19 protein-coding genes are annotated in these 25,047 nt (G+C 38.4%); 7 read left to right on the top strand and 12 right to left on the bottom strand.

Annotated features, from left to right (window positions below; genetic code table 11):
• A partial coding sequence (locus AC1DG9_RS10510) for a hybrid sensor histidine kinase/response regulator (RefSeq protein WP_477634600.1) occupies positions 1-2,751 on the top strand: 2,751 nt, incomplete at its 5' end.
• Positions 2,752-2,787: 36 nt separating this feature from the next.
• Here AC1DG9_RS10510 and AC1DG9_RS10505 read toward each other — a convergent pair.
• Genes AC1DG9_RS10505 through AC1DG9_RS10475 form a run of 7 tightly spaced genes read right to left on the bottom strand, consistent with a single transcriptional unit; the run spans position 2,788 to position 13,894 of the window.
• Positions 2,788-4,044 (bottom strand): YeiH family protein, encoded by a 1,257-nt coding sequence (locus AC1DG9_RS10505; RefSeq protein WP_048904555.1) that lies wholly within the window; start codon positions 4,042-4,044, stop codon positions 2,788-2,790.
• Positions 4,045-4,083: 39 nt separating this feature from the next.
• Complete coding sequence (locus AC1DG9_RS10500) at positions 4,084-5,517, bottom strand: phytoene desaturase family protein (protein WP_337715134.1); 1,434 nt, start codon at positions 5,515-5,517, stop codon at positions 4,084-4,086.
• Between the two features lie 6 nt (positions 5,518-5,523).
• The gene (locus AC1DG9_RS10495) at positions 5,524-6,456 is read right to left on the bottom strand and encodes a TIGR01777 family oxidoreductase (protein ID WP_337715136.1); all 933 of its coding nucleotides are present in this window, start codon (positions 6,454-6,456) and stop codon (positions 5,524-5,526) included.
• 12 nt (positions 6,457-6,468) lie between these two features.
• Entirely contained in the window at positions 6,469-7,989 is a 1,521-nt protein-coding gene (locus AC1DG9_RS10490; protein ID WP_337715138.1) for a DoxX family protein, read from the bottom strand.
• Between the two features lie 22 nt (positions 7,990-8,011).
• Positions 8,012-9,373 (bottom strand): DoxX family protein, encoded by a 1,362-nt coding sequence (locus AC1DG9_RS10485; RefSeq protein ID WP_337715140.1) that lies wholly within the window; start codon positions 9,371-9,373, stop codon positions 8,012-8,014.
• A gap of 29 nt (positions 9,374-9,402) precedes the next feature.
• A complete protein-coding gene (locus AC1DG9_RS10480) occupies positions 9,403-10,728 on the bottom strand; it encodes a RagB/SusD family nutrient uptake outer membrane protein (RefSeq protein ID WP_477634599.1) in 1,326 nt (441 codons plus the stop codon).
• 10 nt (positions 10,729-10,738) lie between these two features.
• On the bottom strand, positions 10,739-13,894 hold the full coding sequence (locus tag AC1DG9_RS10475) for a SusC/RagA family TonB-linked outer membrane protein (RefSeq protein ID WP_477634598.1): 3,156 nt from the start codon (positions 13,892-13,894) through the stop codon (positions 10,739-10,741).
• Positions 13,895-14,296: 402 nt separating this feature from the next.
• Between AC1DG9_RS10475 and AC1DG9_RS10470 the strand changes: the two genes are divergently transcribed.
• The gene (locus AC1DG9_RS10470) at positions 14,297-15,274 is read left to right on the top strand and encodes a glycoside hydrolase family 43 protein (RefSeq protein ID WP_172663782.1); all 978 of its coding nucleotides are present in this window, start codon (positions 14,297-14,299) and stop codon (positions 15,272-15,274) included.
• Here AC1DG9_RS10470 and AC1DG9_RS10465 read toward each other — a convergent pair.
• On the bottom strand, positions 15,261-15,617 hold the full coding sequence (locus AC1DG9_RS10465; RefSeq protein ID WP_288882372.1) for a winged helix-turn-helix transcriptional regulator: 357 nt from the start codon (positions 15,615-15,617) through the stop codon (positions 15,261-15,263). The two genes, AC1DG9_RS10470 and AC1DG9_RS10465, sit on opposite strands and share 14 nt — an antisense overlap.
• 111 nt (positions 15,618-15,728) lie before the next feature.
• Between AC1DG9_RS10465 and AC1DG9_RS10460 the strand changes: the two genes are divergently transcribed.
• Complete coding sequence (locus tag AC1DG9_RS10460) at positions 15,729-16,469, top strand: SDR family NAD(P)-dependent oxidoreductase (protein WP_337715147.1); 741 nt, start codon at positions 15,729-15,731, stop codon at positions 16,467-16,469.
• Between the two features lie 45 nt (positions 16,470-16,514).
• On the opposite strand, the gene map is transcribed toward AC1DG9_RS10460, so the two are convergent.
• A complete protein-coding gene (gene map / locus AC1DG9_RS10455; RefSeq protein ID WP_337715149.1) occupies positions 16,515-17,279 on the bottom strand; it encodes a type I methionyl aminopeptidase in 765 nt (254 codons plus the stop codon).
• 189 nt (positions 17,280-17,468) lie between these two features.
• Here map and AC1DG9_RS10450 point away from each other — a divergent pair, with 189 nt between their 5' ends.
• Together AC1DG9_RS10450 and AC1DG9_RS10445 are read left to right on the top strand one after the other, a co-directional pair.
• The gene (locus AC1DG9_RS10450) at positions 17,469-17,780 is read left to right on the top strand and encodes a hypothetical protein (RefSeq protein WP_337715151.1); all 312 of its coding nucleotides are present in this window, start codon (positions 17,469-17,471) and stop codon (positions 17,778-17,780) included.
• A 113-nt stretch (positions 17,781-17,893) separates the two neighbouring features.
• Positions 17,894-18,604 carry a hypothetical protein gene (locus AC1DG9_RS10445; protein ID WP_288882367.1) on the top strand — a complete coding sequence of 237 codons (711 nt, stop codon included), beginning with the start codon at positions 17,894-17,896 and terminating at the stop codon, positions 18,602-18,604.
• A 116-nt stretch (positions 18,605-18,720) separates the two neighbouring features.
• Here AC1DG9_RS10445 and guaB read toward each other — a convergent pair whose 3' ends face one another.
• Positions 18,721-20,190, bottom strand: coding sequence for an IMP dehydrogenase (gene guaB, locus AC1DG9_RS10440; RefSeq protein ID WP_068887433.1), 1,470 nt, complete (start codon positions 20,188-20,190; stop codon positions 18,721-18,723).
• Positions 20,191-20,363: 173 nt separating this feature from the next.
• Here guaB and AC1DG9_RS10435 point away from each other — a divergent pair, with 173 nt between their 5' ends.
• Together AC1DG9_RS10435 and AC1DG9_RS10430 are read left to right on the top strand one after the other, a co-directional pair.
• A complete protein-coding gene (locus tag AC1DG9_RS10435; protein WP_172663787.1) occupies positions 20,364-21,176 on the top strand; it encodes a hypothetical protein in 813 nt (270 codons plus the stop codon).
• A 13-nt stretch (positions 21,177-21,189) separates the two neighbouring features.
• Positions 21,190-22,728, top strand: a complete 1,539-nt coding sequence (locus AC1DG9_RS10430) for an IPT/TIG domain-containing protein (protein WP_477634597.1) — start codon at positions 21,190-21,192, stop codon at positions 22,726-22,728.
• Here the strand turns inward: AC1DG9_RS10430 and AC1DG9_RS10425 are convergent.
• Both AC1DG9_RS10425 and AC1DG9_RS10420 read right to left on the bottom strand, forming a co-directional pair.
• Positions 22,689-24,263, bottom strand: a complete 1,575-nt coding sequence (locus AC1DG9_RS10425; protein ID WP_477634596.1) for a beta-N-acetylhexosaminidase — start codon at positions 24,261-24,263, stop codon at positions 22,689-22,691. The genes AC1DG9_RS10430 and AC1DG9_RS10425 overlap by 40 nt on opposite strands.
• 21 nt (positions 24,264-24,284) lie before the next feature.
• The coding region (locus tag AC1DG9_RS10420) for an SDR family oxidoreductase (RefSeq protein ID WP_477634595.1) at positions 24,285-25,047 on the bottom strand (763 nt) is incomplete at its 5' end.

The following is a 25,047-nucleotide window of genomic DNA, read 5'->3' as shown; positions in this document are numbered from 1 at the left end:
GGACTGGATGTAATGGATATAAAAACGTCGAAAGTGATCAGACATTATCGTGCCGGACAAGCCCCAAATGAATTGAAAAGCAATTTTATTGAAAGTCTGCTTAAAACCCGGTCGGGCGAAATTCTGGTGGGTACATCATTTGGCTTGTACCGCTACAATAGAGCGGGCAACGACTTCACCTTGCTAAACGAAGTGCCCGGGAACCTGCATTATTCAAATCTGATTGAAGATAGCCATGGTACTATTTGGGCAAGTTCTTTACGAGATGGACTTTATTTTTATAATCCGACCAATAGAACATCCGGTTATTACAAATACGAAGAAAATAATAGAAAAAGTTTAAGTTCCAATGCCATAAACAGCACGTTTGAAGATGCAAACGGAGGTTTGTGGGTGGCCACAGAAAATGGTTTAAATCAGTTTAATGAGAAGGAACGAAACTTTAGGAGGTATAACAGCAAAAGCGGCTTTCTGAGTAACGTATTCTATAAAATTCTCGAAGACAGGAATGGTAATCTATGGATAAGTACCTCGAGAGGCCTGGTATGCTTTAACCCTGCTACCAATCGAATTAAATCATACACTAAGGCGAATGGGCTTCTTAGTGATCAATTCAATTATAGCTCCGCATTTAAAGATGCTAATGGAAGGATGTATTTTGGCAGCGTAAAAGGGTTGATTAGTTACTTTCCCGATCAGTTCAGACAGAATAAATTTGTCTCACCGGTTTACATCACCGGTTTTCAGGTTTATAATAAAGAGATAGAAATTAATAAGAAGAATTCTCCTTTAAGCCGCTCCATTAACTTTACAGACGAGATTGAGCTGGCCCATGACCAATCGACTTTTAGTATAGACTTTGCCGCTTTGGGGTATACAGCGCCGGAAATGACTGAATATACCTTTAAAATGGAAGGATTGGATAAAAGCTGGACTTATTTAAAAACCAACAGGAAGGTATATTTCACAAACTTATTTCCTGGCACATACGTATTCAAGTTAAAGGCAGCAAACAGCAGTGGTATGTGGAGCAACAAAATCACTGAGCTAAAGATCATTATAAAACCACCTATATGGGCCAGTCCGCTTGCCTTTTTATTTTATGCCTTAGTAATTGCAGTGGCTATATACTATGCTATCCGTTATTATCATCAACGCATCAGCAACAAAAATAAGCGCAAAATTGAATTGTGGGAATCGAAAAAAGAGAAAGAACTGTATCATGCTAAGATTGAGTTTTTCACTTATGTTACCCATGAGATTCGTACTCCGCTAACTTTAATTAAAGGACCACTAGAGGAGGTAATGAAAAAGACCGAAGAGATACCTGCTATTACGGATAACCTGGTGATCATGAAGAAGAATACCAATCGGTTAATTGAGTTAACAGATCAGTTGCTGGACTTTAGAAAAACTGAAATTAAAGGGTTTAACCTCAACTTTGTAAACATTAACGTGAGCAAGTTACTGGAAGAAAATTGCTTAAGGTATAAATCAGCGATGGAACAAAAGGAGCTTAGGTTAACTGTTAATTCACCAGAGAAACCACTTTATGCATATGCAGACCCCGAAGCTTTAAATAAGATACTCAGTAATTTGATTGACAATGCGGTTAAATATGCCTCTGAACAGATTGCTATTACTTTAAATTCAGATCCGAATAATTTTGATATCGAAGTAAAAAGCGATGGGGATCTTATTCCGTTTAACATGCATAAAAAAATCTTTGAGCCATTTTATAGAATGGAAAGCAATAAAAATCAAAGAGGTACAGGAATAGGTTTACCCTTAGCCCGTTCATTGGCAGAACTACATGAGGGAACATTGCAACTTAGGACTAATGATGGCATTTGGAATGTATTCTCTCTTGTTTTACCTAAGCATCATGAAAGAGAATTTAAAATAAATGACGACCTGCCAGATGAATTACCAGTAGTTAGGGAGGTTACACAAGAAAATAAAAACATAGAATCTCCTGTTATTTTACTGGTTGAAGACAACATTGAGATCAGGGAATTTATAACAGATAAATTGATTAAAGATTTTCAGGTAATCCAGACCGGTAACGGAGAGGAAGCTTTGGATGTTTTAAAACAAAAAAGTATTCATTTAATTATCAGCGACATTATGATGCCTGTAATGGATGGTTATGAATTGTGTAAGGCCGTTAAAGACAATCTGGAATACACGCATATTCCGATTATCCTGTTAACAGCAAAAAACACGTTGCAGTCTAAAATTGAAGGTCTGGAAGTTGGTGCTGATGCTTACCTGGAAAAACCATTTTCTCCGGATCATTTGCTTACCCAGATTTCAAATCTGCTTGCCAGTCGTGATAAGATTAAGAATTACTTTGCCAGCTCTCCTTTGGTGCACATTAAAAGCATGGCATACAATAAAGCCGATGAAGCATTTCTTGAAAAGCTAAATGAAATTATAAATAAAAACATTGATAATAAATCACTAGATGTAGATCTGCTGGCAGATGCAATGAACATGAGCAGACCAACATTATACAGAAAGATAAAGGCGATCTCTAATCTTTCGCCACATGAACTGATTAATATAACAAGGCTTAAAAAAGCAGCAGAATTGTTAGTTGAAGGAAACTACAAAATATTAAAAATTGCTTCTATGACGGGGTTTAGCTCGCAAGCGCAATTTGGAAGATGTTTTGTTAAACAGTTTGGAATGACCCCGTCTGAATATGCAGGATCAAAACATTTAGTTATTACTGAGGGTGTATCATAAAATTATGATGCACCCTCAATACAATATCTTTTTCTACTACCTAAAAAGTATAAATGCTATGATTAAAGTGATGATAATATTGAAGCCTTGTGCAATTAAAAAGGCATAGAAAGGTTTCTTACTGTTCTTACCAAACAGGTCCGCAAAATTGGTTTCTAATCCGATACTGGTAAAGGCAAGTACAAACCAAAGTCCCTGTAAGTTCTTTAAGCTACCTTTAACTTCGGCATTTACTTCTGGAGTAATGAAGAAAGAAAATAATAATGAGGCCGCAATAAAGCCGATTACAAATTTAGGGAAACGCTCCCAAATCACTTTAAGCGTTGGTTTACTTTCTTTATCTTTTCCGGCAGGATGTTGTGTGTATGTCCAGTATACTGAAATCGCAAATGCTGCAATACCTAACAATACATTTTGAGAAAATTTAACAATGGTACTGATTTTTAACGCTTCCTCTCCTACCAAAGAACCTGACGCGACTACTGCCCCAGTTGTATCTATACTACCGCCTAACCATGCGCCTGTAACTGCTTGCGGAAAATGAAAGTAGGCCGCAATATAAGGCATAAAGATCATCATAGGTATTGCCGTAATAAGTACCATGGATATCACATAGGATAGTTTTTTTGAATCGCCTTTAATGGCCCCTGATGTAGCTATTGCTGCTGATACACCACAAATAGAAACTGCACTGGAAATCATCATGGTTAACTCATCATCTATCTTCATTTTTTTACACAGCCAAAATGCAAAGTACCATACAGAAAGCACTACAACCAAGGCTTGGATTAGGCCCAGAGAGCCCGCCTTTAATACATCAGAAAAGATTACACTTGTACCTAACAACACCAACCCTATTTTAACAAACAGCTCGGTAGATAAAGCTGATTTAAACCATTCTGGTAACTTAAAAAAGTTACTGATTGCCAAACCAATAGCCAGACTAAAAATTACTGCTTCCAAATTCAATGCTTTAACCTGGCTATTGCCTGCAAGCACAAGCGCTATCATGGTTAAAACGTAAACAGATGGAAAGGTTAGCACTGCGCTTTTAACAGATTTCCCTGTTAAAAAAGAACCCAATGCAGCTATGATGATTACCAATATAAATTGCAATCCAATATACCCAAGGTTGGATGCTGTAAGTACTGATGAGGTGAGATCAGCTATGCTGGACCAGTTAAATACTGGAACGGGCAATAGCAGTCCTGAAAGCGTTAAAATGATTGTTAATGCTCCAAGGATAACTACTACCCAATCTTCATGAATGTTTAGTTTTTTAGTTTCTGACATTTGAATTTAGTTTGATTTGTGTATTGTGTTTGTTTTGTTTTAAATTGTGATAGAGAAAACGTCTTTTAAGGCGCGTTTTGCGGCGTGATAACCACACATTCCATGTACTCCCCCTCCCGGAGGAGTTGATGAGGAACACAGATATAGACCCTTTGCAGAAGTTCGATAAGGTGAACTGCGTAAAGCTGGTCTTGTAAAAATCTGTCCAAGGTCAATTACACCACCGTTAATATCTCCTCCTATATAATTTGGATTGTAAGCCTCCACCTGTGCGGTATTCATGGTGTGCTTTGCCAATATCCTATCTCTGAAACCGGGAGCAAAGCGCTCTATTTGTTTTTCAATAGTTTCAGTCATATCTGTTACCGATCCATTTGGCACATGACAATAAGCCCATGCCGTATGCTTTCCTTCCGGAGCCCTCGATGTATCAAATAAACTTTGCTGCGCAAGTAATACAAAAGGTTTGTCGGCATGTTTACCCTGCCAGCTAAGCTTTTCAGATAAGGTAATTTCTTCCAGCGTATTGCCAATATGTACCGTTCCAGCGTGACGTGCTTCTTTTGCAGTAAAGGGAATGGCTTCATCCAATGCCCAATCAACTTTAAAAACGCCCATTCCGTAGCGATATCTTTCCAATTGCCATTTATAAATGGAAGAAAACTTATGACCAGCTATTTGCAACAATTGCTTTGGTGTTACATCAAATAATACCGTTCGGGAAGAAGGCAATTCATCTAAAGATTTTATATAACGTCCCGTTTCAATTTTACCTCCTAACGCAATAAAATAAGATGACAATGCATTTGCAATTTCTTTTGATCCGCCCACGGGAATAGGCCATCCTTTTAGATGTGCCGCAGCCATTAATACTAACCCTATTGCCGATGTTGTTAAGTTAGACAGTGGTTGAATAGAGTGTGCTGCCATTCCGGCCCATAATCCTCTTGCGGCTTTAGTTTTAAATCTTTTAGCTAAGAAAGTTGCCGATGTAAGTGCATTTAATCCAAATTTAGCCATAGCAATGGGGTGTTTAGGAAAATGCAAAGGACCAAGAACATCGACTGCTATATCTGGCCAGTCTTTAACAAGCGGCTTTAATAATTTAAGATAGGCTTGTTCATCGTCGCCAAGCAATCTTGCAGTTTCTTCTATAGAACTTCCCAGGACAGCCGCCGTACCGTCATCAAATGGATGAGCAGCAGCAAGATCTGGAAATGTATAAAACAATCCATAATCCTGAAGCGGAAGTGTATTAAAAAATGGCGAGCCAATTGCAAGCGGATGAATAGCAGAACAAACATCATGCACAAAGCCAGGTAAGGTAAATTCGGCAGACCTTAATCCGCCACCAATCTCATTCTTTCCCTCAATAATCAGTACCGACAGGCCTTCCTGTTGTAATGCTATGGCAGCTGCTAAACCATTTGGCCCTGAACCAACCACTACTGCATCAAAATCTGGTTTTCCCACTATAATTTATTTCTTACTTAATGATAATTTATTTTCGTTTAACAACCTTGTTACTGCATCGTGAAGGTAGGGATATTTGAATTTAAATCCATTCTTTTCCAAAACTGACGATACCACTCTTCTTCCTGAAAGGACAAGTTCTGCCTCTGTACCAATAAAAACAGCACCTATTTTAATAAATATAGCAGGGTTTGGTAACCCAAAGGGAATGTTAACAGACTGTCTGATCGTTTTCATAAATTCTTTATTAGTTACCGGAAAAGGGCTGGCTGCATGAACAATTCCTTTAAAATCAGCATCTAAGATTGTATATCTAATCAGATCCGTAAAATCCTGCTCATGTATCCAGGTCATGTATTGGTTACCTGTGCCTATTTTGCCGCCTAGTCCAAACTTAGCCATATTCAGGAATGGTTTTAAAATGCCACCATTTTGTTGCAAAACCATCCCTATTCTTAAAAACACTTTTCGCGTTTTCGGAGTATCATATCTAGCGAAAGCTTTCTCCCAGGCCTTACAAACTTCCGGAGAAAAACCACTTCCTGTAAGTGAATCTTCAACTTTCACTTCATCACCAGAATTCCCAAAAATAGCTGCAGATCCCGCATTAACCCATACTTCAGGCGGTTTGTTCAATTCTCCTATTGCCTTTCCAATAATTAGTGTTGCATCCACTCTCGAGTCAATGATTTCCTGTTTATTAGCATCTGTGTAACGGCAGTTTACAGATCTCCCTACCAGATTAATTATAGCCTTGCTGCCTTCCAGTTCCTTAGTCCAATTGCCTATGTTTTTGGCATCCCAAAGTACATATCTGATATCCTGTTCATTCTTCCTTATCGTTCTGGTCAGCACCACAATTTCATAATCAGGAAAGGCTTTTATTATTGCAGATCCTAAAAAACCCGTTCCTCCGGCTATAATTATTTTATTACTCATTGAATTTAAGGTTTAATATTCCTTTACTGAACTATATCGGCCTTCAACCAAAGGATACTTTTTATCAGATCTGTCTAAGACTACATAAATAGAATCTCTAAATTCATTAATTCCGTTAAGAATAATTCTATTTGCCGTGGGCCTGCTGTAGTGCAACACTTGCGTTTCTTCTTTGTGATTCTTGTTTTTGTTCTGCAAATAAAGGATATGGTTTACTGTATCTGCTTTATAGAAAAAGTACCTGCGTTCACCGGCCATACCACCAACCTCCCATCTGGTTACCCCCAGGTCACGGTTTTTCTTTAGCTTGTCTAACTGATCAGAATCTTGAGTATTTACCTGATTAAGTCTATTATTCTTTTTATCATTCTTTACACGGAGCGGAGAATAACCAATCATGCGGTCGGCAATGGCCCCACGATTGGTTTTATAGCTTAATGACGACCAACCTTCAAATGTTGCATCTTGCCAGCGTATGGAGTCTTGAGGGGTATAAGGAACTACCTTGTTATTTAACCTGTATTCTGTTACGTTATAATAGCCTTTTGCTCCCGCTAATCCGGGAGTACTCGGGATGTTATAATTGTTTCCGTTAAAAAAACCATATGCCCACAAACCAGCCGCAACCGGAACAAACAAGAAATTAAAAGTCCATTTTACACCTGCGGCGAGATTGCGCTGCCATTTTTCGGAGATAACCGGCTGATAACGGTAAGGTAAGATGTCTTTTTCATTTACCAGCAGATTCCAGATTTTAGGTAAATCGTACCACACTATAAATATACCAATAATGGCAAAATAAGCCGCAGGAACTGCTACACCAGCATCATAAGCATGGTTGGCAATACAGATGTTAAATGTTACCACAGCCGCTAGTGCCGCTCCCAAAGGAGAAGTTTTTCTATTTAACAACAACAGTCCGGGAAGGATTTCGGCGAATCCAAGAAATACAGTATACCAGAAAGAAACACCAACGTGCGACCAATATAACTTCTTCTCCGCCATATCGATAAATGGCGTATTTAGCATCCCAACTGTAGGGAAAACCATTTGCATCGGAAAAGCTTTCTTTAATCCCCATCCAATCATCCCATATGCCAGGCGATAACGAGCAAGTACCCGGATCCAATAATAAAGCTTACTATATTCTGTGGATTTCTTATCAAAAGCTGTCCAGATCAATCCTCCAACAATAGATCCTGCAAATAGCAGAATCAAATTAATATAATTTAATAACCCAAACACCCCTTCTTCTGATTCTATGGTTACAATCTGTGGGGGCCAGAACGCTACTATGGCTTGAAAATCATGATAAGTGATCTTCGAAAACTTTAAAGCGAAAAGCTCTTCATAAAACTTTGGATAAGTGGGAATACACAAAAAAAGCATATACAAAAAGCCTATCCGAAATGCTATTTTCTGATAGTTCTTCCATTTGCCGGTTTTAGGCGATTCTTTAACTACTTCCTGCTCTTGTTTGTCTGCTGCTGCTGTTTCTGCAGGAGCATCCAGGTTTATCTCTAATGTGGACATTTTAATTTCTTTTAAGTGACAACTAGATTTTTACAGGTTTACGGCGACCCTCGAACATCATATACTTCTTATTTATTTTGGCAAGAACCACATGTATCGAATCTCTGTTTTCGTTAATACCCGACAGTACTATTGTGGAATCATTTGGCCGCTCATACTTGAGCTGAAGCTTTTCATTCCGTTGATTTTTATTCTTATTCTGTAATGAAAGCGTATGGTTTACAGTATCGGCATCATAGTAGAAATAGTGGCGACCGGCATATCCTGCCAGTTCATAGTTTCTATCAATATCTTTTTCATGAACTTCTTCGCCGCTCGACAAGTCTATTTTAACGGGGCGATTCACTTTAATCGTTAGTGTCGACCATTTTTCGAAAACCACATCCTGCCATCTGTTCGGATCAGTTTTGGAGTATGGTATAGTATCTTTATTTAATACAAACTCCTTTACATTATAATACCCAAATGCTTTACTTAAACCTGGTGTATGAGGTATTTTATAAGGATCATTTGTGTAATTATCATAAGCCTTATATGCAAAGAGTACAACAAAGGCCAGAAATGCTATTTTTAATCCTTTCCGCGCATTTCTTAAACGACTATCCGTAAATTTTGGAATAAATTTATTGGCATAAGCCGGTGTTTCTTTAATGAGCAGATCATATAATCTGGGGATATCGTATACAAATAAGAAAGTTGCTAAGAGCACAATAAAAGTACTTAGCGCTTGCTCACCTATATCATAAAATCCATTTGCTACCGCTACATTCCCTAAAAAACCGAATATTAGTCCTACACCAAACGTGACTGTCTTCCTGTTAAAAAGCAAGAAGGCAGCAAGTATTTCAACAAAACCTAAAAAAGATTCGTACTTAGGTGCTATGCCTACCGTTTGGAAATATATTTTCCAGGCAAAATAATCTCCATAATTAGTCAGCAGATTACTTAACGAAGGATATGGCATCTGCAACGGAAAAAATTTAATAAAGCCATAAGTAACCAGTACAAACGCAAGGCGATATCTCACCAATACCCTTAACCAGTAATATAACTTGGTATATTCCTTTCTTTGGGCATCTGCTTTACCCCAAATGACAGCACCTACGGCTGCAATACCGATAAATACTACCCAGTTTGCAAAACCTCCAATACCCCATTCAGCAATTTGATTGTCAGAAAAAAACTGAGGTTGGTACTTAGTTAACTTAAACAGATCGTGAAAATGGAGGTGAAGCCAATTGATAGAGAATAGCTCTTTGTAGAACTTCCAGTCTATAGGAATAATCTGTATCACGAGAAAGATAAAGAAGAACCGGAACAAATTCTTTTCCCAGGGTTTCCACTCCCGTGATTCATTGTTTGTGTTGGTTGTTATTTTGCTCATAACAAATATATTTTAATGATGTTAAAATTTTAATTTCTGCCGTAACCCGGGTTCTGAACAAGTGATGGATCGGCAATGATCTCTCCTGCCGGTATTGGAAAAATGTATTTATTAGGATCGTTCAGGTTCAGGACTGCAGGGGCTCTACCYGTTCTGACCAAATCAAACCACCTGAAAGGTTCCAGGGCAAACTCTACACGCCTCTCATTTTCTATAGCTAACAATACTTCATCCTTATTCAGACTTGCGCTTATTTCAGGCACGCTCGACCTAACCCTTACCGCATTTATATCTGCAATTGCACCGCTTAAATCAGGTACCGTTTTAAGTACACGTGCTTCGGCCCTGTTAAGAAATAATTCTGCCGTTCTGATAATGTATCCAGCAGAAGTGTTAGTGGGATAAATACCACCAATAAATTGTCCTGCAGCATTTTTCACAGAAAGGATTTTACGATCACCACCAATAGCAGKATCATTCAAAAGATTGTGAATTACTGCTTTTGGTTCAAGTGCCCTGTTACTGGTATTCCATTGAGCGTAACCCGCATTAACATCATTTACACTGTAAGAAAGTTCTAATACAGACTCTGATGTTCCCGCAGCAAGATTAAAAGGTTTAATCAATTTATACCCGGGATTTGCCAAAACAGTATTGATATCGGCTTCGGCCTCAGTATATTTTTTCTGATATAGATAAAGTCTGGCTCTCAATGCAATTGCTGTAGACCTGGTTATCCTGTTCCTCACAATAGTAGTAGGCAGCAAGGGTTCTGCCTTGTTTAAATCTTCGAGTACCTGAGCAAACACTTCCGCCTGTGTACTTTGCTTAACGCCTAGTTTATCAGCCACCACATTAGTTGGTGTTAAAAATATCTGCACATTGCCAAACACCCGGGCAAGATCAAAATAAGATAAGGCCCTAATGGCATAAGCCTCACCTAACAGCTGATTTTTAAGATCATTACCAAGCTTATTATCTGTTACCAGAGGCACCTTTTCAATAATATGATTGGTGCGGTTAATGGTGTTGTAGAAGTTCCCCCAGTAGGTAGATAAGAATGCAATATCTGACCGCAGATCATAATTGATTACATTCAAATCCGTTTGGGCATTGTTTAGTGATTTAATGTCTCCACCCGATTGAAGTATTGTATTCTGGAAAGCACTTCCATAATTAAGACTTGCCAATCCGCGGTAAGCGCCTCTTACTGCAGCTTCTGCTGATGATCTATCGTAGATCGTAGTTTCATCGGGTATGGTATCGTATGGTGAAACTTCTAAATATTTTTTGCAGGAGAACAGTGATGAACTGATCAGCAATAAAAATAGGAGTGTTTTATTTTTAGTATTCATGATTCTAGTATTAAAATGAAATGTTGGCTCCAAACTGAATTCCTCTTGGTTGTGGTGGTGTGGCTGTATCCAAACCGTCGAGATTCTGACCTGCACTACCCGAACTTTCCGGATCAGCACCTGAATATTTTGTTTTAAGCCAAAGATTAGTTCCCAAAACATACAGCCTTACTTTGCCCAACCTTACTTTAGAAGTTACTGATGCAGGCAAAGTATAACCTAAAGAGGCAGCTTTAAGTCTGATAAAAGATCCATCCTCCAGATATCTGCTGTTCTGTTCGATGTTGTAATTATTACCCACACTGGTAACTCGAGGAGTATTGGTTATATCTCCTTCTTTTTGCCACCTGTTCAGTTGGCTCTTTAAAATCGATCTGGAGGCATCTCTTGTGCCCCCACCTTCCAAAATGTATTTGTTAAAATTGAATACTTTATTGCCATATTGGTAAGTAAACAATACGTTAAAATCAAATCCTTTATAGCTGATATTATTAGAAAAACCTCCAAAGAAATCAGGAATGAGATTACCCATCAGCTGACGATCTGCCGTGGTCACAGTAGTTCCTGTGGTTCCATCGGCATGTTGAAATATAGCATCTCCGGTTGTAGGGTCAACATATAGCTGTTTGTATAACCAGAAACTTCCTAGTGCAGCCCCTTCCTGTGTTCTTCTATACTCTCTGGCTTCAAAGGTGATGGGGCTAACCAGTTTCTCCGCGCGGTTTACATTTCTTGAAATGTTAAAATTTGCTGACCATTCAAAGTCCTTAGATTTAATAATTGTTCCGGTTATTGCCAGCTCAATTCCCTTATTACTTACTTCACCGGCATTAGCTAATGTGCTTGAATACCCTGTTGACTGTGGCACAGGCAAATAAAGCAAAGCATCTGTGGTGTATTTGTAGTAAGCATCAAAATTCAGAAACAACCTATCCTTAAATAAACCCAAATCAATTCCTGCGTTGTAGGTAGTGGTTTTTTCCCATTTCAAGTCAGGATTTTTTAATTGAGCAGGTGCTACGCCAGGTTTAGGTCCGCTTGTCAGGTTATCAGGATACGCCGCCGAGCCAGACCATAAACCCAATGCGGCATAGTCATTAATACCATTTTGATTCCCGGCAGAACCGGCACTTAGCCTAAGCTTGAATTCAGATATAGTTTCTGAATTTTGTAGAAAGGCTTCCTGTTTGATCCTCCATGAAGCGCCTATACCTGGAAAGAATCCCCAGCGATTATTGGCACCAAATTTAGATGAACCATCAGCTCTGATTACGCCTTCAAGAAAATATTTGTTATCGAGACTGTAGTTCAGCCTACCAAAAAATGAAGCAAGTGTAGACTTCGACCTTCTCTGATCTGCTGTTCTTACAGAAGCAGCAGAGATTTGCTGAAAGAAATTATTTGGGAAACCCTGCCCTACTTCCTGAGCTACTTTAACATCGGTACTCTGAATACTATTTCCAATTAAAACAGTAATATTTTGTCTCGAATTAAGTGCCTTTACATAGGATAATGTTTGTTCATTCTGAATAATTGTGCTGGTAGTAAACACCTCTTTTCTATAACCCAATGGATTGGGGCTGCCACCAATAATTGTTTGATCGTTAAAGAACTCACGTTCATTATAGTTATCGTAATCTAAACCAATTGAAGATTTAAACTTAAGACCGGGTAAAATATTAACTTCTATAAACTGATTACCTATATACCGAATGCTTGTGGTTGAGATATTGGTAATATCAGTATTTACAAGGTTATCAATATTTTCATAAATAGAACCTCTGGCTGGCGTTCCATCTGCATTGTATAAAGGTAAATAAGTCGGGTGATGCAATGCGGCAAGTAAATGTCCGGCCTGCTGACCGGCGCCACCTCTAACTTGCTGTCTGAATGTTCTGTAAACACCATTACTTGAACTAAGGGTTACTTTATCATTCAGCTTGCTATCAAGATTTAGCTTAAAACTTCCACGCTGAAAATCAGCTGGCTTTAATATCCCTTMCTGATCGGTATAGCCTGCACCTATATTATAACGGATCTTCTCACTTCCACCTTGAATACTGAGGTCATAATTCTTAACCTGCGCAGTCCTGAAAACCCTGCTTAATCGATCATAAGTTTGCTGATCTTCTGGGTTACCCCTTCCTGGAACACCATTAATAACATCTGTTACTGGTCTGAATGGACGATTCTCGTAGGTTTGATTTAGGCTAGGCTTGTCTTTACCTGAATTTATCCACTGTTCATTAACCAACATGGCGTGCTCCGGACCGGTAGTGAGTTCCCATAATCGATCAGGATCTGCCTTTTGCCAGCCATGTGATATCTCTAAATTGTATTTTGTTTTACCTAAAAGGTACTCTCCTCTTTTAGTGGTTACTAAAATAACTCCATTGGCTCCACGAGAACCATAAATTGCAATAGCACTCGCATCTTTCAGTACTTCAATGCTTTCAATATCCGCGGGATTGATATCCGCCAGGGGCGATGTTTTTTTCCCACCCAGATCAAGAGTCGACAAAGAGTTGTTATTCACAAATACACCATCAATAACATATAATGGCTCGTTACTCGCGTTAATAGAAGCGGTACCTCGCACCTGTACTTTTACACCTTCTCCCGGAGAACCTGAGTAAGTTCCCACCTGGACACCTGCCGCCCTACCTTGTAACTGGGCATCAAAACTGGCTACAGGAATCTGCTTCGTTTCGGCAGCATTTACCTTAACAATAGCGCCTACAACACTTTTACGCGTTTGGGCACCATACCCAACTACTACAACGTCATTTAGCTGACTTGCACTCTCTTTTAATTCTACCAGGATTGGGCTTCCATTGGCCACAACCTGTTTTTTTTCGTAGCCTACATAAGTAATTTCTAAAGTATAAGGGAATTTCTGACCGGTAACAAAATCGAACTTTCCATTTTTGTCTGTCTGGACAACATGTGTAGTACCGGTAATGTGGATACTTACCCCAGGGATTCCAAGCTTTGTTACAGCGTCAATAATTTGACCTTTAAGAGTAGAATTAATAAGAGGTTGAGTTTGGGAGAAGGAAATGAGCGGTAATAAGATCATTACCACGATACTGCTCTTCAATAGCAGTGTCTTTTTTAACAAGGAATAAGCACTATACAAATGCTTACCCTTTTTAAAATTTTGCATAACTTTAAAAAGTTTTAATTAATAAAATTCTATTGGTTGAAACGAGTTGGCATTTCAGTAAGTGATTGGCGTTGCGTACTGAATGCTTTGATAAAGGCAGGATTCTAATCCTGTCTTTATTATTTCTTTATAGCTTGAAATGCTATTGCATGGAACAGCAACAACAGTGAGAAGAAAATCTCAATCGATTTAGACTGCAGAGCGCAATTTCTTTTTTTAAGTGTAAAATTCTTTTCATTGTTTGGTTTTGTTTCTTATCAATTCAACGCAAATGTAATTGCATTTTTGTTAAAAACAAATAAAATCTATGGATTTAATAGAGTATTAGTGAAAAAAGATATAAAACGATACCTTAGGCTTTAATTAAGTTTAAACACATTATACGATCCAAACACATTAAAAATGAAGAAGTATCAACTTTTGCTCTGCCTTTCGTTCATAGCACTTTCCCTATCCGCACAAAAAAAATCAAAAGAGACTTCTGGAAATCCAATATTTCCAGGTTGGTATGCCGATCCTGAGGGAGCTATATTCGGCAAAGAATATTGGGTTTACCCAACCTTTTCTGCCAAATATGAAGAACAGACATTTATGGACGCCTATAGTTCCAAAGATCTTGTTACCTGGAAAAAACATCCGCACATTCTTGATACAAGCAATGTTAAATGGGCTAAAAAAGCTGTATGGGCACCGTCAATTACTAAAAAAGGAAATAAATATTATCTCTTTTTTGGTGCTAATGACATTCAAAATGATAATGAAATTGGTGGTATAGGTGTTGCCGTTTCAGATAAACCGAACGGCCCATTTAAAGATCTTATAGGAAAACCACTGATCGATAAATTTCATAATGGTGCACAACCAATTGATCAATATGTTTTTAAAGATAAAGACGGACAATACTATCTATTTTATGGTGGCTGGTCTCATTGCAACGTTGTAAAATTAAGTGATGATTTTAAAAGCATTGTGCCGTTCCCTGATGGAACAACTTATAAAGAGGTAACGCCTAAGGGATATGTTGAGGGAGCTTTTATGTTTATCAAAGATGGAAAGTATTATTTCATGTGGTCTGAAGGTGGATGGACCGGTCCGGATTATTCAGTAGCTTACGCCATATCAGATTCACCTTTGGGTCCATTTAAACGTATAGATAAGATCTTAAAGCAAGATCCATCTATCGCTACCGGCGCAGGTCATCATTCTGTAATCAAGAATCCAAAAACTGGTGATTATTACATTATATACCACCGTCGTCCATTAGGAGAAACCAATGGTAATCATAGGGTTACCTGCATAGATAAAATGGAATTCGATGAAAACGGACTGATCAAACCTATCAAAATCACTTTCGAAGGTGTAAGTTCTAATCCCCTGTAGGGCGGTTAGCATCCCCCCAGTCGGACAATAACCGGAGAACCGGCTCAAGCCGCAATCCTAACTCTGTAAGCTTATATTCTACCCTGGGCGGAACCTCAGGGTAGATCATTCTACTTACCAAACCATCATTTTCCAGTTCTCTAAGCTGTAAAATCAATATCCTCTCGGAAATATTAGGCATTGATTTACGAAGTTTACTATACCTTAAACTTCCACAATTTAACAGACGCCACAATATAGTGGGCTTCCAACGACCGCCAATTAAGTCTAAAGTATAGGCCATACCACAACTAGCATTTATCTGCACCTCGTTTTCAAGGTTTGTAGAGCTCTCTTTTCTCATTACTTACATTTATGTTAGTACTATACAATTTTATCAGTACATACAATTGTAAAAGTACAAATATACCTTTGCAATAAGTATTTAAACTAATATTTATTACAGAAAACAGATATGGAACATTTGAAAAACAAAGTAGCAGTAGTAACAGGTGGAAGTCGTGGTATAGGAGCTGCAATTGTAAAAAGACTTGCAAAAGAAGGTGCAACTGTCGCTTTCACATATGTAAATGGGAAAGAAAAAGCAGACGCATTAGTTAATGAGCTAACAGAAATAGGTTCAAAAGTTTTGGCAGTTAAAGCAGATAACGCTATTGAAGGAGAAATAACAGCCGCAATACAAGAGGCAATTACAACTTTTGGGAAATTAGATATTTTAGTTAACAGCGCAGGTGTTTACATTGGGAAACCATTTGAAGAACATACCCTCGCTGATTATGACATCACTATGGCAGTAAACGTAAAAGCTGTAGTGGAGGCCTGTCTAATTGCTGCGAAAAAGATGGAAAACTCGGGTAGGATCATAACCATAGGAAGTAATATGGCTGATAAAGTACCTGCTGCCCAGGGCACATTATATGCAATGAGCAAATCTGCCCTAAGTGGACTTACAAAAGGCCTGTCGCGTGATTTGGGCCCGAGAGAAATTACTGTTAATCTGATACAACCGGGTCCTATAAATACAGATATGAACCCTGAGACCTCAGAACATGCAGACTTTCAGCGAAGCTTAATGGCAATAAAAAAATATGGCAAACCAGAGCATATAGCAGATGTGGTAGCTTATTTAGCAAACCCCGACAGTGGCTACACCACAGGCTCAATAATTACAATTGATGCTGGAACTACCAGCTAATGGCTAACATACAGCGCAACCATTTTAGTTTGCGCTGTATCCTTGTTATTCCCAAATATTATTTACGGCAGTAAGGATAACCGGCTTACCATCTGTAACCATTATAGTATGTTCATGTTGCGCGACATAGCCACCTTTATTACCAACCAATGTCCATCCATCCTTTTCCTGATCAGCATAAGTTGAAGCGGTGGCAATAAATGTTTCAATAGCTACAATAGAATTCTTTCTGAAGCGTGTAGTATTAAATCTATCATAACAGTTCAAGATCTCATGCGGTTCTTCGTGTAAACTTCTACCTACTCCATGTCCGGCAAGGTTTTTTATCACCTTATATCCAAATTTACGGGCCTCTGTTTCAATCAATCTACCGATATCTGCAATCTTTACTCCTCCTTTTATCTGATCTATGGCTTTACGCAATATTTGTTTTGATGCATCTACAAGCGGCTGAAGCTCATTTATATCTTCCCCTAAAATAAAAGAACCGCCATTGTCAGCCCAAAAGCCATTTAACTCGGCAGATACATCAATATTAATGATATCGCCTTCTTTAAAAACTTTATTTTCTGTAGGAATACCATGAGCAATCTCATTATTCACGCTTATGCACGTCCATCCAGGGAAGTCATAAGTCAGCTTAGGTGCCGATTTTGCGCCTAAGGCGCTTAAAATTGCTCCTCCAAAATCATCCAATTCTTTAGCTGTCATACCTGGAGCAGCATGTTCCCTCATTTGTTTAAGGGTTTCTGCTATCGCATTACTGATCTGTTGCATTCCTGAAAGTTCTTCGTCTGATGTAATTGACATGGTCTTTTTTTATACAAAGATAGAAATATTCAACAATCTGTAGAGGAACTCCACAGCTTTCCGAAACCGCCAATAAAATAAACCACTGAAAATCAGACTGGTGCCAAAAAACATATACTTAGGCACTATTATGTAGCATAGTCTAAACATAATTAACAAGAATATTAATTGAAATTTAAAATAAGTATTATGAGAAAGATCATTTTATCAGCAGCATTTTTAGCAGTAGCCGGATTAACAACAGTAAAAGCAAGCGACATTAAAAACTCAGTAGAAGTTGCTGTAAGACAAGATAGTACTACAAAAACTCCAGTTGAATTAAAAGACCTACCTGAGCCGGTTCAAAAAACTTTACAAGCTGAACCAGCAAAAGAATGGACTCCAACTGCAGCATTCCTTGTTGTTAACGCAGACAAATCTGAGTATTACTTGATCAATGTTAAAAAAGGAGAAGAAACAGGATCTCTTAAGATCGACAAAGACGGTAAAGTGGTTCAATAAATCACGATACATATATAGCTAATACACACAAAAGCCGGAGGATTCCGGCTTTTGTGCTTTTTATTAAACCGATATTTAGAATAAATCATCATATTTAATCGTTGTATATAAATATGAGAATAGGACTAATTACGCTTTTATTATTTTGCGGCTATGCTACTACGTATGCTCAATCTTTCAAGTATCCGGTGCTTAACCCTCAAGGAAAAACCATAAAATCACTTATACCAGCTCAATGGAAGGTTATAGATTCTGTGTACGGAGATTTGAATAATGATAAAGTTGAAGATCTGGCCTTGATTTATGAGTTTTACGCTGCTGTTAAAGAAAACAGGGCGTATGGAGATAATACAACAGAACTTATCACCGAAATCCAAAGACCCAGGATGCTGGCAGTCTATTTTAAATCGGGCAGAAATTACAAATTAGTTACCCAAAACAACAATTTTATTTTAAGATCAGAAGAAGGTGGCTCAATGGGTGATCCCCTCCGTCCTTTGGTTATCGCAGATAATGTACTCAACCTCGCTTTTGAAGGAGGCGCAAATTGGAGATGGAAACTTAATTACAGCTTTAAATATCAGGATAAAGATTGGCAGCTTACCAAGGCAAGCAATTACTCTTATCATAGCGGATCTGGTGATATGAATAGTAAAAAGTATGATTTTGTAAACAAGAAACGCATTATTACTATTGGTAAAATCAATAATAAGGATTCAGGAAACGAGATTATTGAACAGAATTTAACATTTAAAACGCTGCGTACTTTTTCGAGCTTTAAAAAACCCTGGACCTGGGAATTGGGCCCAGATGAGTTTCTATAACTCCTACCACATATCATACTCAACTTAGACTCTGGTAAAGTAGTCTGTTTTAACGCAAAAAAGGGCCTGAATCACCACTGATTCAGGCCCTTTTTTGAATTATTTAATCCAAATTATTAACGTGAATAATTTGGAGCTTCTTTAGTGATTGAAATATCATGAGGATGACTCTCTCTCATTCCGGCAGCTGTAATGCGTACAAATTTAGCTTTCTGTAAATCTTCAATAGTTGCAGCACCACAATAGTGCATACCTGCTCTTAAGCCTCCTACATATTGATAAATCACCTCGGCCAATGTTCCTTTATAAGGTACGCGACCAACAATACCTTCCGGCACCAATTTGGTAACTACATCTTCCTCATCCTGGAAGTAACGGTCTTTTGATCCTTGTTGCATTGCTTCAACAGAGCCCATACCACGGTAAGATTTAAACTTACGTCCTTCGTAAATGATGGTTTCACCTGGCGACTCCTCTACTCCGGCGAATAAAGATCCTGCCATAATAGAGCTAGCTCCGGCTGCTATAGCTTTAACAATATCTCCTGTTTGTTTGATACCACCATCAGCAATTACAGGAATTCCTGTGCCAATTAATGCCTGAGCACATTCAAAAACTGCATATAACTGTGGTACACCAACACCAGCAATGATTCTGGTAGTACAGATAGAACCTGGACCAATACCCACTTTTACTGCATCAGCTCCGGCAGCTGCCAAAGCTCTTGCAGCTTCCGCTGTAGCAATATTACCTGCAATAACCTGTAAGTCGGGGAACTTAGCTTTAATGGCCTTAACCATATCGATAACACCTTTAGAGTGACCGTGAGCAGTATCAACTGTAACTACATCAACTCCTGCTTGTACCAGTGCAGCAACACGATCAATGTTATCAGCAGCTACACCTACTGCAGCACCTACACGTAATCTGCCGCGTTCGTCTTTACAAGCTTTAGGATAGTTTTTATATTTTTGAATGTCCTTAAAAGTGATTAATCCTGCTAGTTTACCTTCTTTATCAATTACAGGAAGTTTTTCAATTTTATAATCCTGTAAAATTTCCTCTGCCTGTAAAAGAGTTGTACCCTCTGCAGCAGTGATCAGGTTTTCGCTAGTCATCACTTCAGAAACTTTACGTTGCATATCTTTTTGGAAGCGCAAATCTCTATTGGTAATTATACCAACCAATTTACCATCTGAATCTATAACAGGAATTCCACCTATTTTAAACTCTTTCATGATCTGAAAAGCATCGGCAACCTTGGCATCTTTACTTAAAGTAACAGGATCCTGGATCATTCCGCTTTCTGAGCGTTTTACTTTTCTTACCTCCTCTGCCTGACGCTCGATGCTCATGTTTTTGTGAAGCATACCGATACCACCTGCCTGGGCAATGGCAATAGCCAATCCAGATTCAGTTACAGTATCCATTGCAGCAGAAACTACAGGAACATTAATACGTATTTTTTTTGTAAGGAAACTCCCTGTATCCACGTCACGTGGCAGAACTTCAGAGTAAGCTGGTACTAATAATACGTCATCGTATGTTAGACCTTCGGCGATAAATTTATTGGGATCGAGTTGCATAGCAAATAATTTATGAGTTACTATTTGCCGGGCAAAAATACGATTATTATTGATACTGTGCAACAGTTTTAGAAATATTGGGCTTAGGCACTAAAAGTTTACAATTAAATTAAATAGCGCCAGAAAATAATATTGAGCAAATTGTTTTATACTTTTGCGTAAAAATTAACGACATGAAGAAAACGCTCTTTTCAATTGCGCTTGCAATTGCTACAACGGCATGCTATGCCCAAACGCCAAAAGTTAAAACTGACACAGTTATAACTGATCTATCTTACACAACTGTTGATAAAACTACCCAATCTCTAAAGCCAACTACAGGTGCAATAGTTACAGAACTTAATTTCAATCCCTTTAAAGGAAACTTAAGCTTAAACAACTCTCTTAATCAGATTAAGGTAAGATATTTTATTAGCCCCGACATTGCTTTAAGACTAGGTTTTCACGCAAGTCAAAAGGATTCAACCGCAAACGTAAATAATCCCTACGGGCCACAGGGTATTTTTGTTAAAAATGAAAGAAAAAGCACTTTAATTGGACTTAATTTCGGTGTTGAAAAACATTTCAAAGGCACCAGGCGCTTATCCCCCTACATCGCTGCAGATATTTCGGTAAGCAGTAAATCTGCAAATCAGGAAATTAAGGACAATGGCGTTTCTACATCCATTAAAAATGGCTGGCTCGAGACAATCTATTTACCAAACAATCAGAGCTATTACACTCAACTTCAAGAAAATGCATACACTCGATATGGCATCAATCTAATTACAGGCTTTGATTTTTATATTGCCAAAGATTTCTTTTTTGGTTATGAGTTCAATTTTAACTTATCAAAAACGGAATATAAAAATATTCGAACCACAGTTACGGGACAAAATACTGGCACAGGGCAACCGACTACCAACTTCAACGATACAGGAAAGAAATCTGCATCAACATTTGGCCCTACACTAATAAATGGCGTCCGTATTGGCTATTCATTTTAATACGGAACTCGATATGAAAAAGAATATATTACTAATAGCGATTACTTTAATTTCTTTACTTCAGTTTCAAAGCTGCAAAAAAGACAATCTTACCGGTCCGGAAATTCAAACGTTATCAGCGACTGCACTGGCGCCAAACGCTGCAACCTTTATTGGCAACATTGTTAGTAAAGGTAATTTTAATCCTTCTGACTACGGTTTTATATACAGTACAACATCAGATGTTAGTGATGTAAAAGGAACAAAAGTTTCTTTAGGTAAAGATGTACCTCAAGGAGAATTTACAAAGGAAGTCCGTAACCTTAGCCTAAATAGTCCATATTATCAATCAACCCTTTTTGTCAGGGCTTATATAACAGATGAAAAAGGAACTGCATTAGGGAAAACTATACAAATAAACCTACCTACTCAACAGGCTGGGAATGTTAGTCCAAATTCCGGAAAAGTGGGAGATCAGGTTAAGATTACCGGAAAATTCTATATAGAATCCGATAGCGCAATTGAAGTTACCTTTAATAACATAAAGGCCAAAGTACTATCTATTTCCGATACAGAAATTGTAGCTGAGATACCTCAAGGGATTCAAGCAAGACATGGTAATCAGCTTAGTATAGAAGTAAGCATTAGCGGACAGAAGGTTTCAGTTTCAAATGGTTTTACTATATACGCCAATGTTAAAGATTTTTCTCCAAAATCAGGACCAATAGGTACACTGGTTACTTTTACGGGTGACAATCTTCCTGACTACTATAATTACCCAAGTACTTTTAGCATATTTTTTGGAAACATACAGGTAAATACCTTATATGGAAGCATCCCTCAAATATCCGTGCCTTCTACCGTTGAGGTGAAATCAGAAGTTTCAGTAAGATTAGCCGATAAAAAATTTGTTTTACCAGGCGAGTTTACAGTTACTCCTCCAGTAATAACTGGCCTGAATCCAGCGGTCACTTTACCCGGAACTTCAGTTGCAATTTCCGGTAATAATTTCCCAGGCAATTTCGAACATAATCAAGGGATGCCTACTGCTACTATTGGAAGCACGGATGCGCAAGTTTTTCCTGATTATCAAGGTGGTTTTACTATGATCGTTCCTGAAAGCTTGTCAGCAGGTGATTATACAATTACCTTTAAATCAGGTCCAAATACGGTAACCGCACCTAAGAAGCTTAAAGTCCTTTCTTATGCATTTACTAATTTTTCGCCTGCATCCGGTGCTCCTGGTATGGAAATAGATATTACAGGAAATTTTATTAAAGATCAGAGTTATTATGTTTACTTTGGAACTATACCTTCTTCTGGCGCCGCTACTTCCGCAACAAATTTAAAAATAGCCGTTCCAGGAGGAATTAATGCGGGGAATGTAAAACTTTATCTGGAATTTGCCGGAAAAAAATATACAATAGCTAAAGAATTTAAAATGCTTGGACCCGCTATTACTTCTTTTACACCAACATCTGCCGTTGCTGGATCCATTGTAACGATTAAAGGTGAGGGCTTTGCGCAGAATTATTATAGCACTGTTGTTAAATTCGGATTAAATGGATCATAATAATAAATTGATGCTTGCTGAAACAGCGGCATATGCTTTTTTAAACGCTGAATAAATGCTTGGAAATCCTTTGCGTTTTTACTCCATGCAGCTTCTGCAAGTGCAGTTATTCGCGGAAACAACAGGTAATCTAATCGTTGATCGCTTTGAATCGTCTCGGTCCATAGATCAGCTTGTATGCCCAAGATCTGTTTTTTACTTACTGAACCATCTAAGTAATTATCCTGGGAAAAGGAGTAAGCGCTTTCTAATGCATTGTATAATTTATTGCTCCATTTGCGGCCGTAATTATGGGTGCTATCCTGAACAAAATCAAAATAAAATGGCAGTCTCGGACACAGGACAGTTTGGTATCCCTTTTTAAGAGATAGAGTTAACATATCGGGTTTATCATGTCTCCACCAGAAGATAATTGTCTTGTCTTTAGGGAGATCAACTTCCGCCATCTCATCCCACACAAGTAATTTCGCATTCATACTGTATACCGAATCTGCCATACGTTTCATGAAGTATTTTTCTACTTCTTTAACATTTGCCAGTCCTTTACTTTGCATTAGCGTTTTAATATCCGCATTTGTAGACCATTGCTGATTGCCATAGCTTACCTCATCGCCCCCAAGGTGAATCATTCCTGAAGGAAATAATGCATTGGTTTCGCGCAGGATATTTGAAAGATATTGATAAGTACCTTCTTTACCAGGGTTGAATGTGAATTCAGGATGTCCTTCAGACCCACCTCCACTAAATTCTGGATATGCGCGGTTCGCGGCAGAAGCATGTCCTGGCATATCTATCTCTGGAATAACAGTAATAAATCTCTGGGCCGCATAAGCGACTACTTCCTTCACCTGTTCTTGCGTATAATACTGTGAGGGTAAAGTTCCATTCAAAAAATCACCAATGCCACCAATTAGAGCGAGTCCCGGATATTTTTTAATTTCAATACGCCATGCAGGCTCATCGGTAAGGTGCCAATGGAAACGATTCAATTTATAGAAAGCCATCCAATCCAGAATAGATTTAACTTTTGCTACACCAAAGAAATGTCTTGATTCATCAAGCATCAAACCTCGCCATTCGTATAAAGGACTATCCTGTATCTTCCATCCTTCTAACGAAAGTGAACCTTTTAGATTTTTCGACTGTCTGGCAATCTGCAGCAACGACACAACCCCATAGAAAGCCCCTTCAGCATCACTAGCTGTTATTGCAACTCCTTTTGAATTGATTTCCAAAGTGTATATGTCTGAGCTCTTTTTTGATGTAAGTACTAATTTTACCCCRGGTTCTTTTGATGTATTGGCAACACTTAAAGGTAGACCCTGCTCTTTCAGTAATTCTTGTTGAAGATAATGAGCCACCGATTTTAAAAGTTCAGATTCTGCAAGTATAGGAGTATGCCGAGTGAGCACAAAAGAGCCATCGGTTTTAGCAAACTTTACTGGCTGAGGGATAATCGGACATACTTCCTGAGCATTTGTGATTTGATAACCAATCAGCAAACTACAAACCAGTATTAATCTTTTTAAATTCATTTACTCAATTATTTTATACCATTATCTGCCCATCCATCCCCCATCTACTGTCATCACGGTGCCGTGCATATAAGATGAGGCCTCTGTAGCCAGAAAAACTATTGGACCTTTAAAATCTTCTGGTTCACCCCATCGCCCTGCAGGAATACGCTCCATAATAGAGCGACTACGGTTCTCATCAGCTCTCAGTGCAGTTGTATTATCGGTTGAAATATATCCGGGTGCTATTGCATTTACATTTACCCCTTTAGCTGCCCATTCATTAGCAAAAGCTTTTGTTAACTGGCCAATTGCCCCTTTACTGGCTGCATAACCAGGCACGGTAATGCCACCTTGAAACGTTAGCAGAGAAGCTGTAAAAATTACCTTTCCTTGTCCACGCAAAACCATTTCTTTTCCAATTTCCCTGGTAAGGATAAAAGGAGCTGATTGATTTACGGCGACCACTTCATCCCAATACTCATCAGGATGTTCGGATATAGGTTTTCTTAAAATTGTTCCTGCATTATTTACAAGAATATCTATTATCGGGTGATCTCTTTTTACCTGATCAATAAATAGTTTAAGTGAATTGCGATTGCTAAAATCGCATTGATATGCGTAGAATTTCCTGCCAAGCGAGGTTATAGATTTTTCTACATCACTTCCTGATAGCTCTAAATTGGCGGATACGCCAATAATGTCGGCTCCTGCCTCTGCAAGGGCCTCTGCCATAGCCTTACCTATACCTCTTTTGCACCCTGTAACTAAAGCCGTTTTTCCTTTTAAATTAAATAAATCAAGT

This window comes from Pedobacter sp. 05L430, from assembly GCF_056397585.1.
This window is presented reverse-complemented; position numbering and strand designations above follow the sequence as displayed.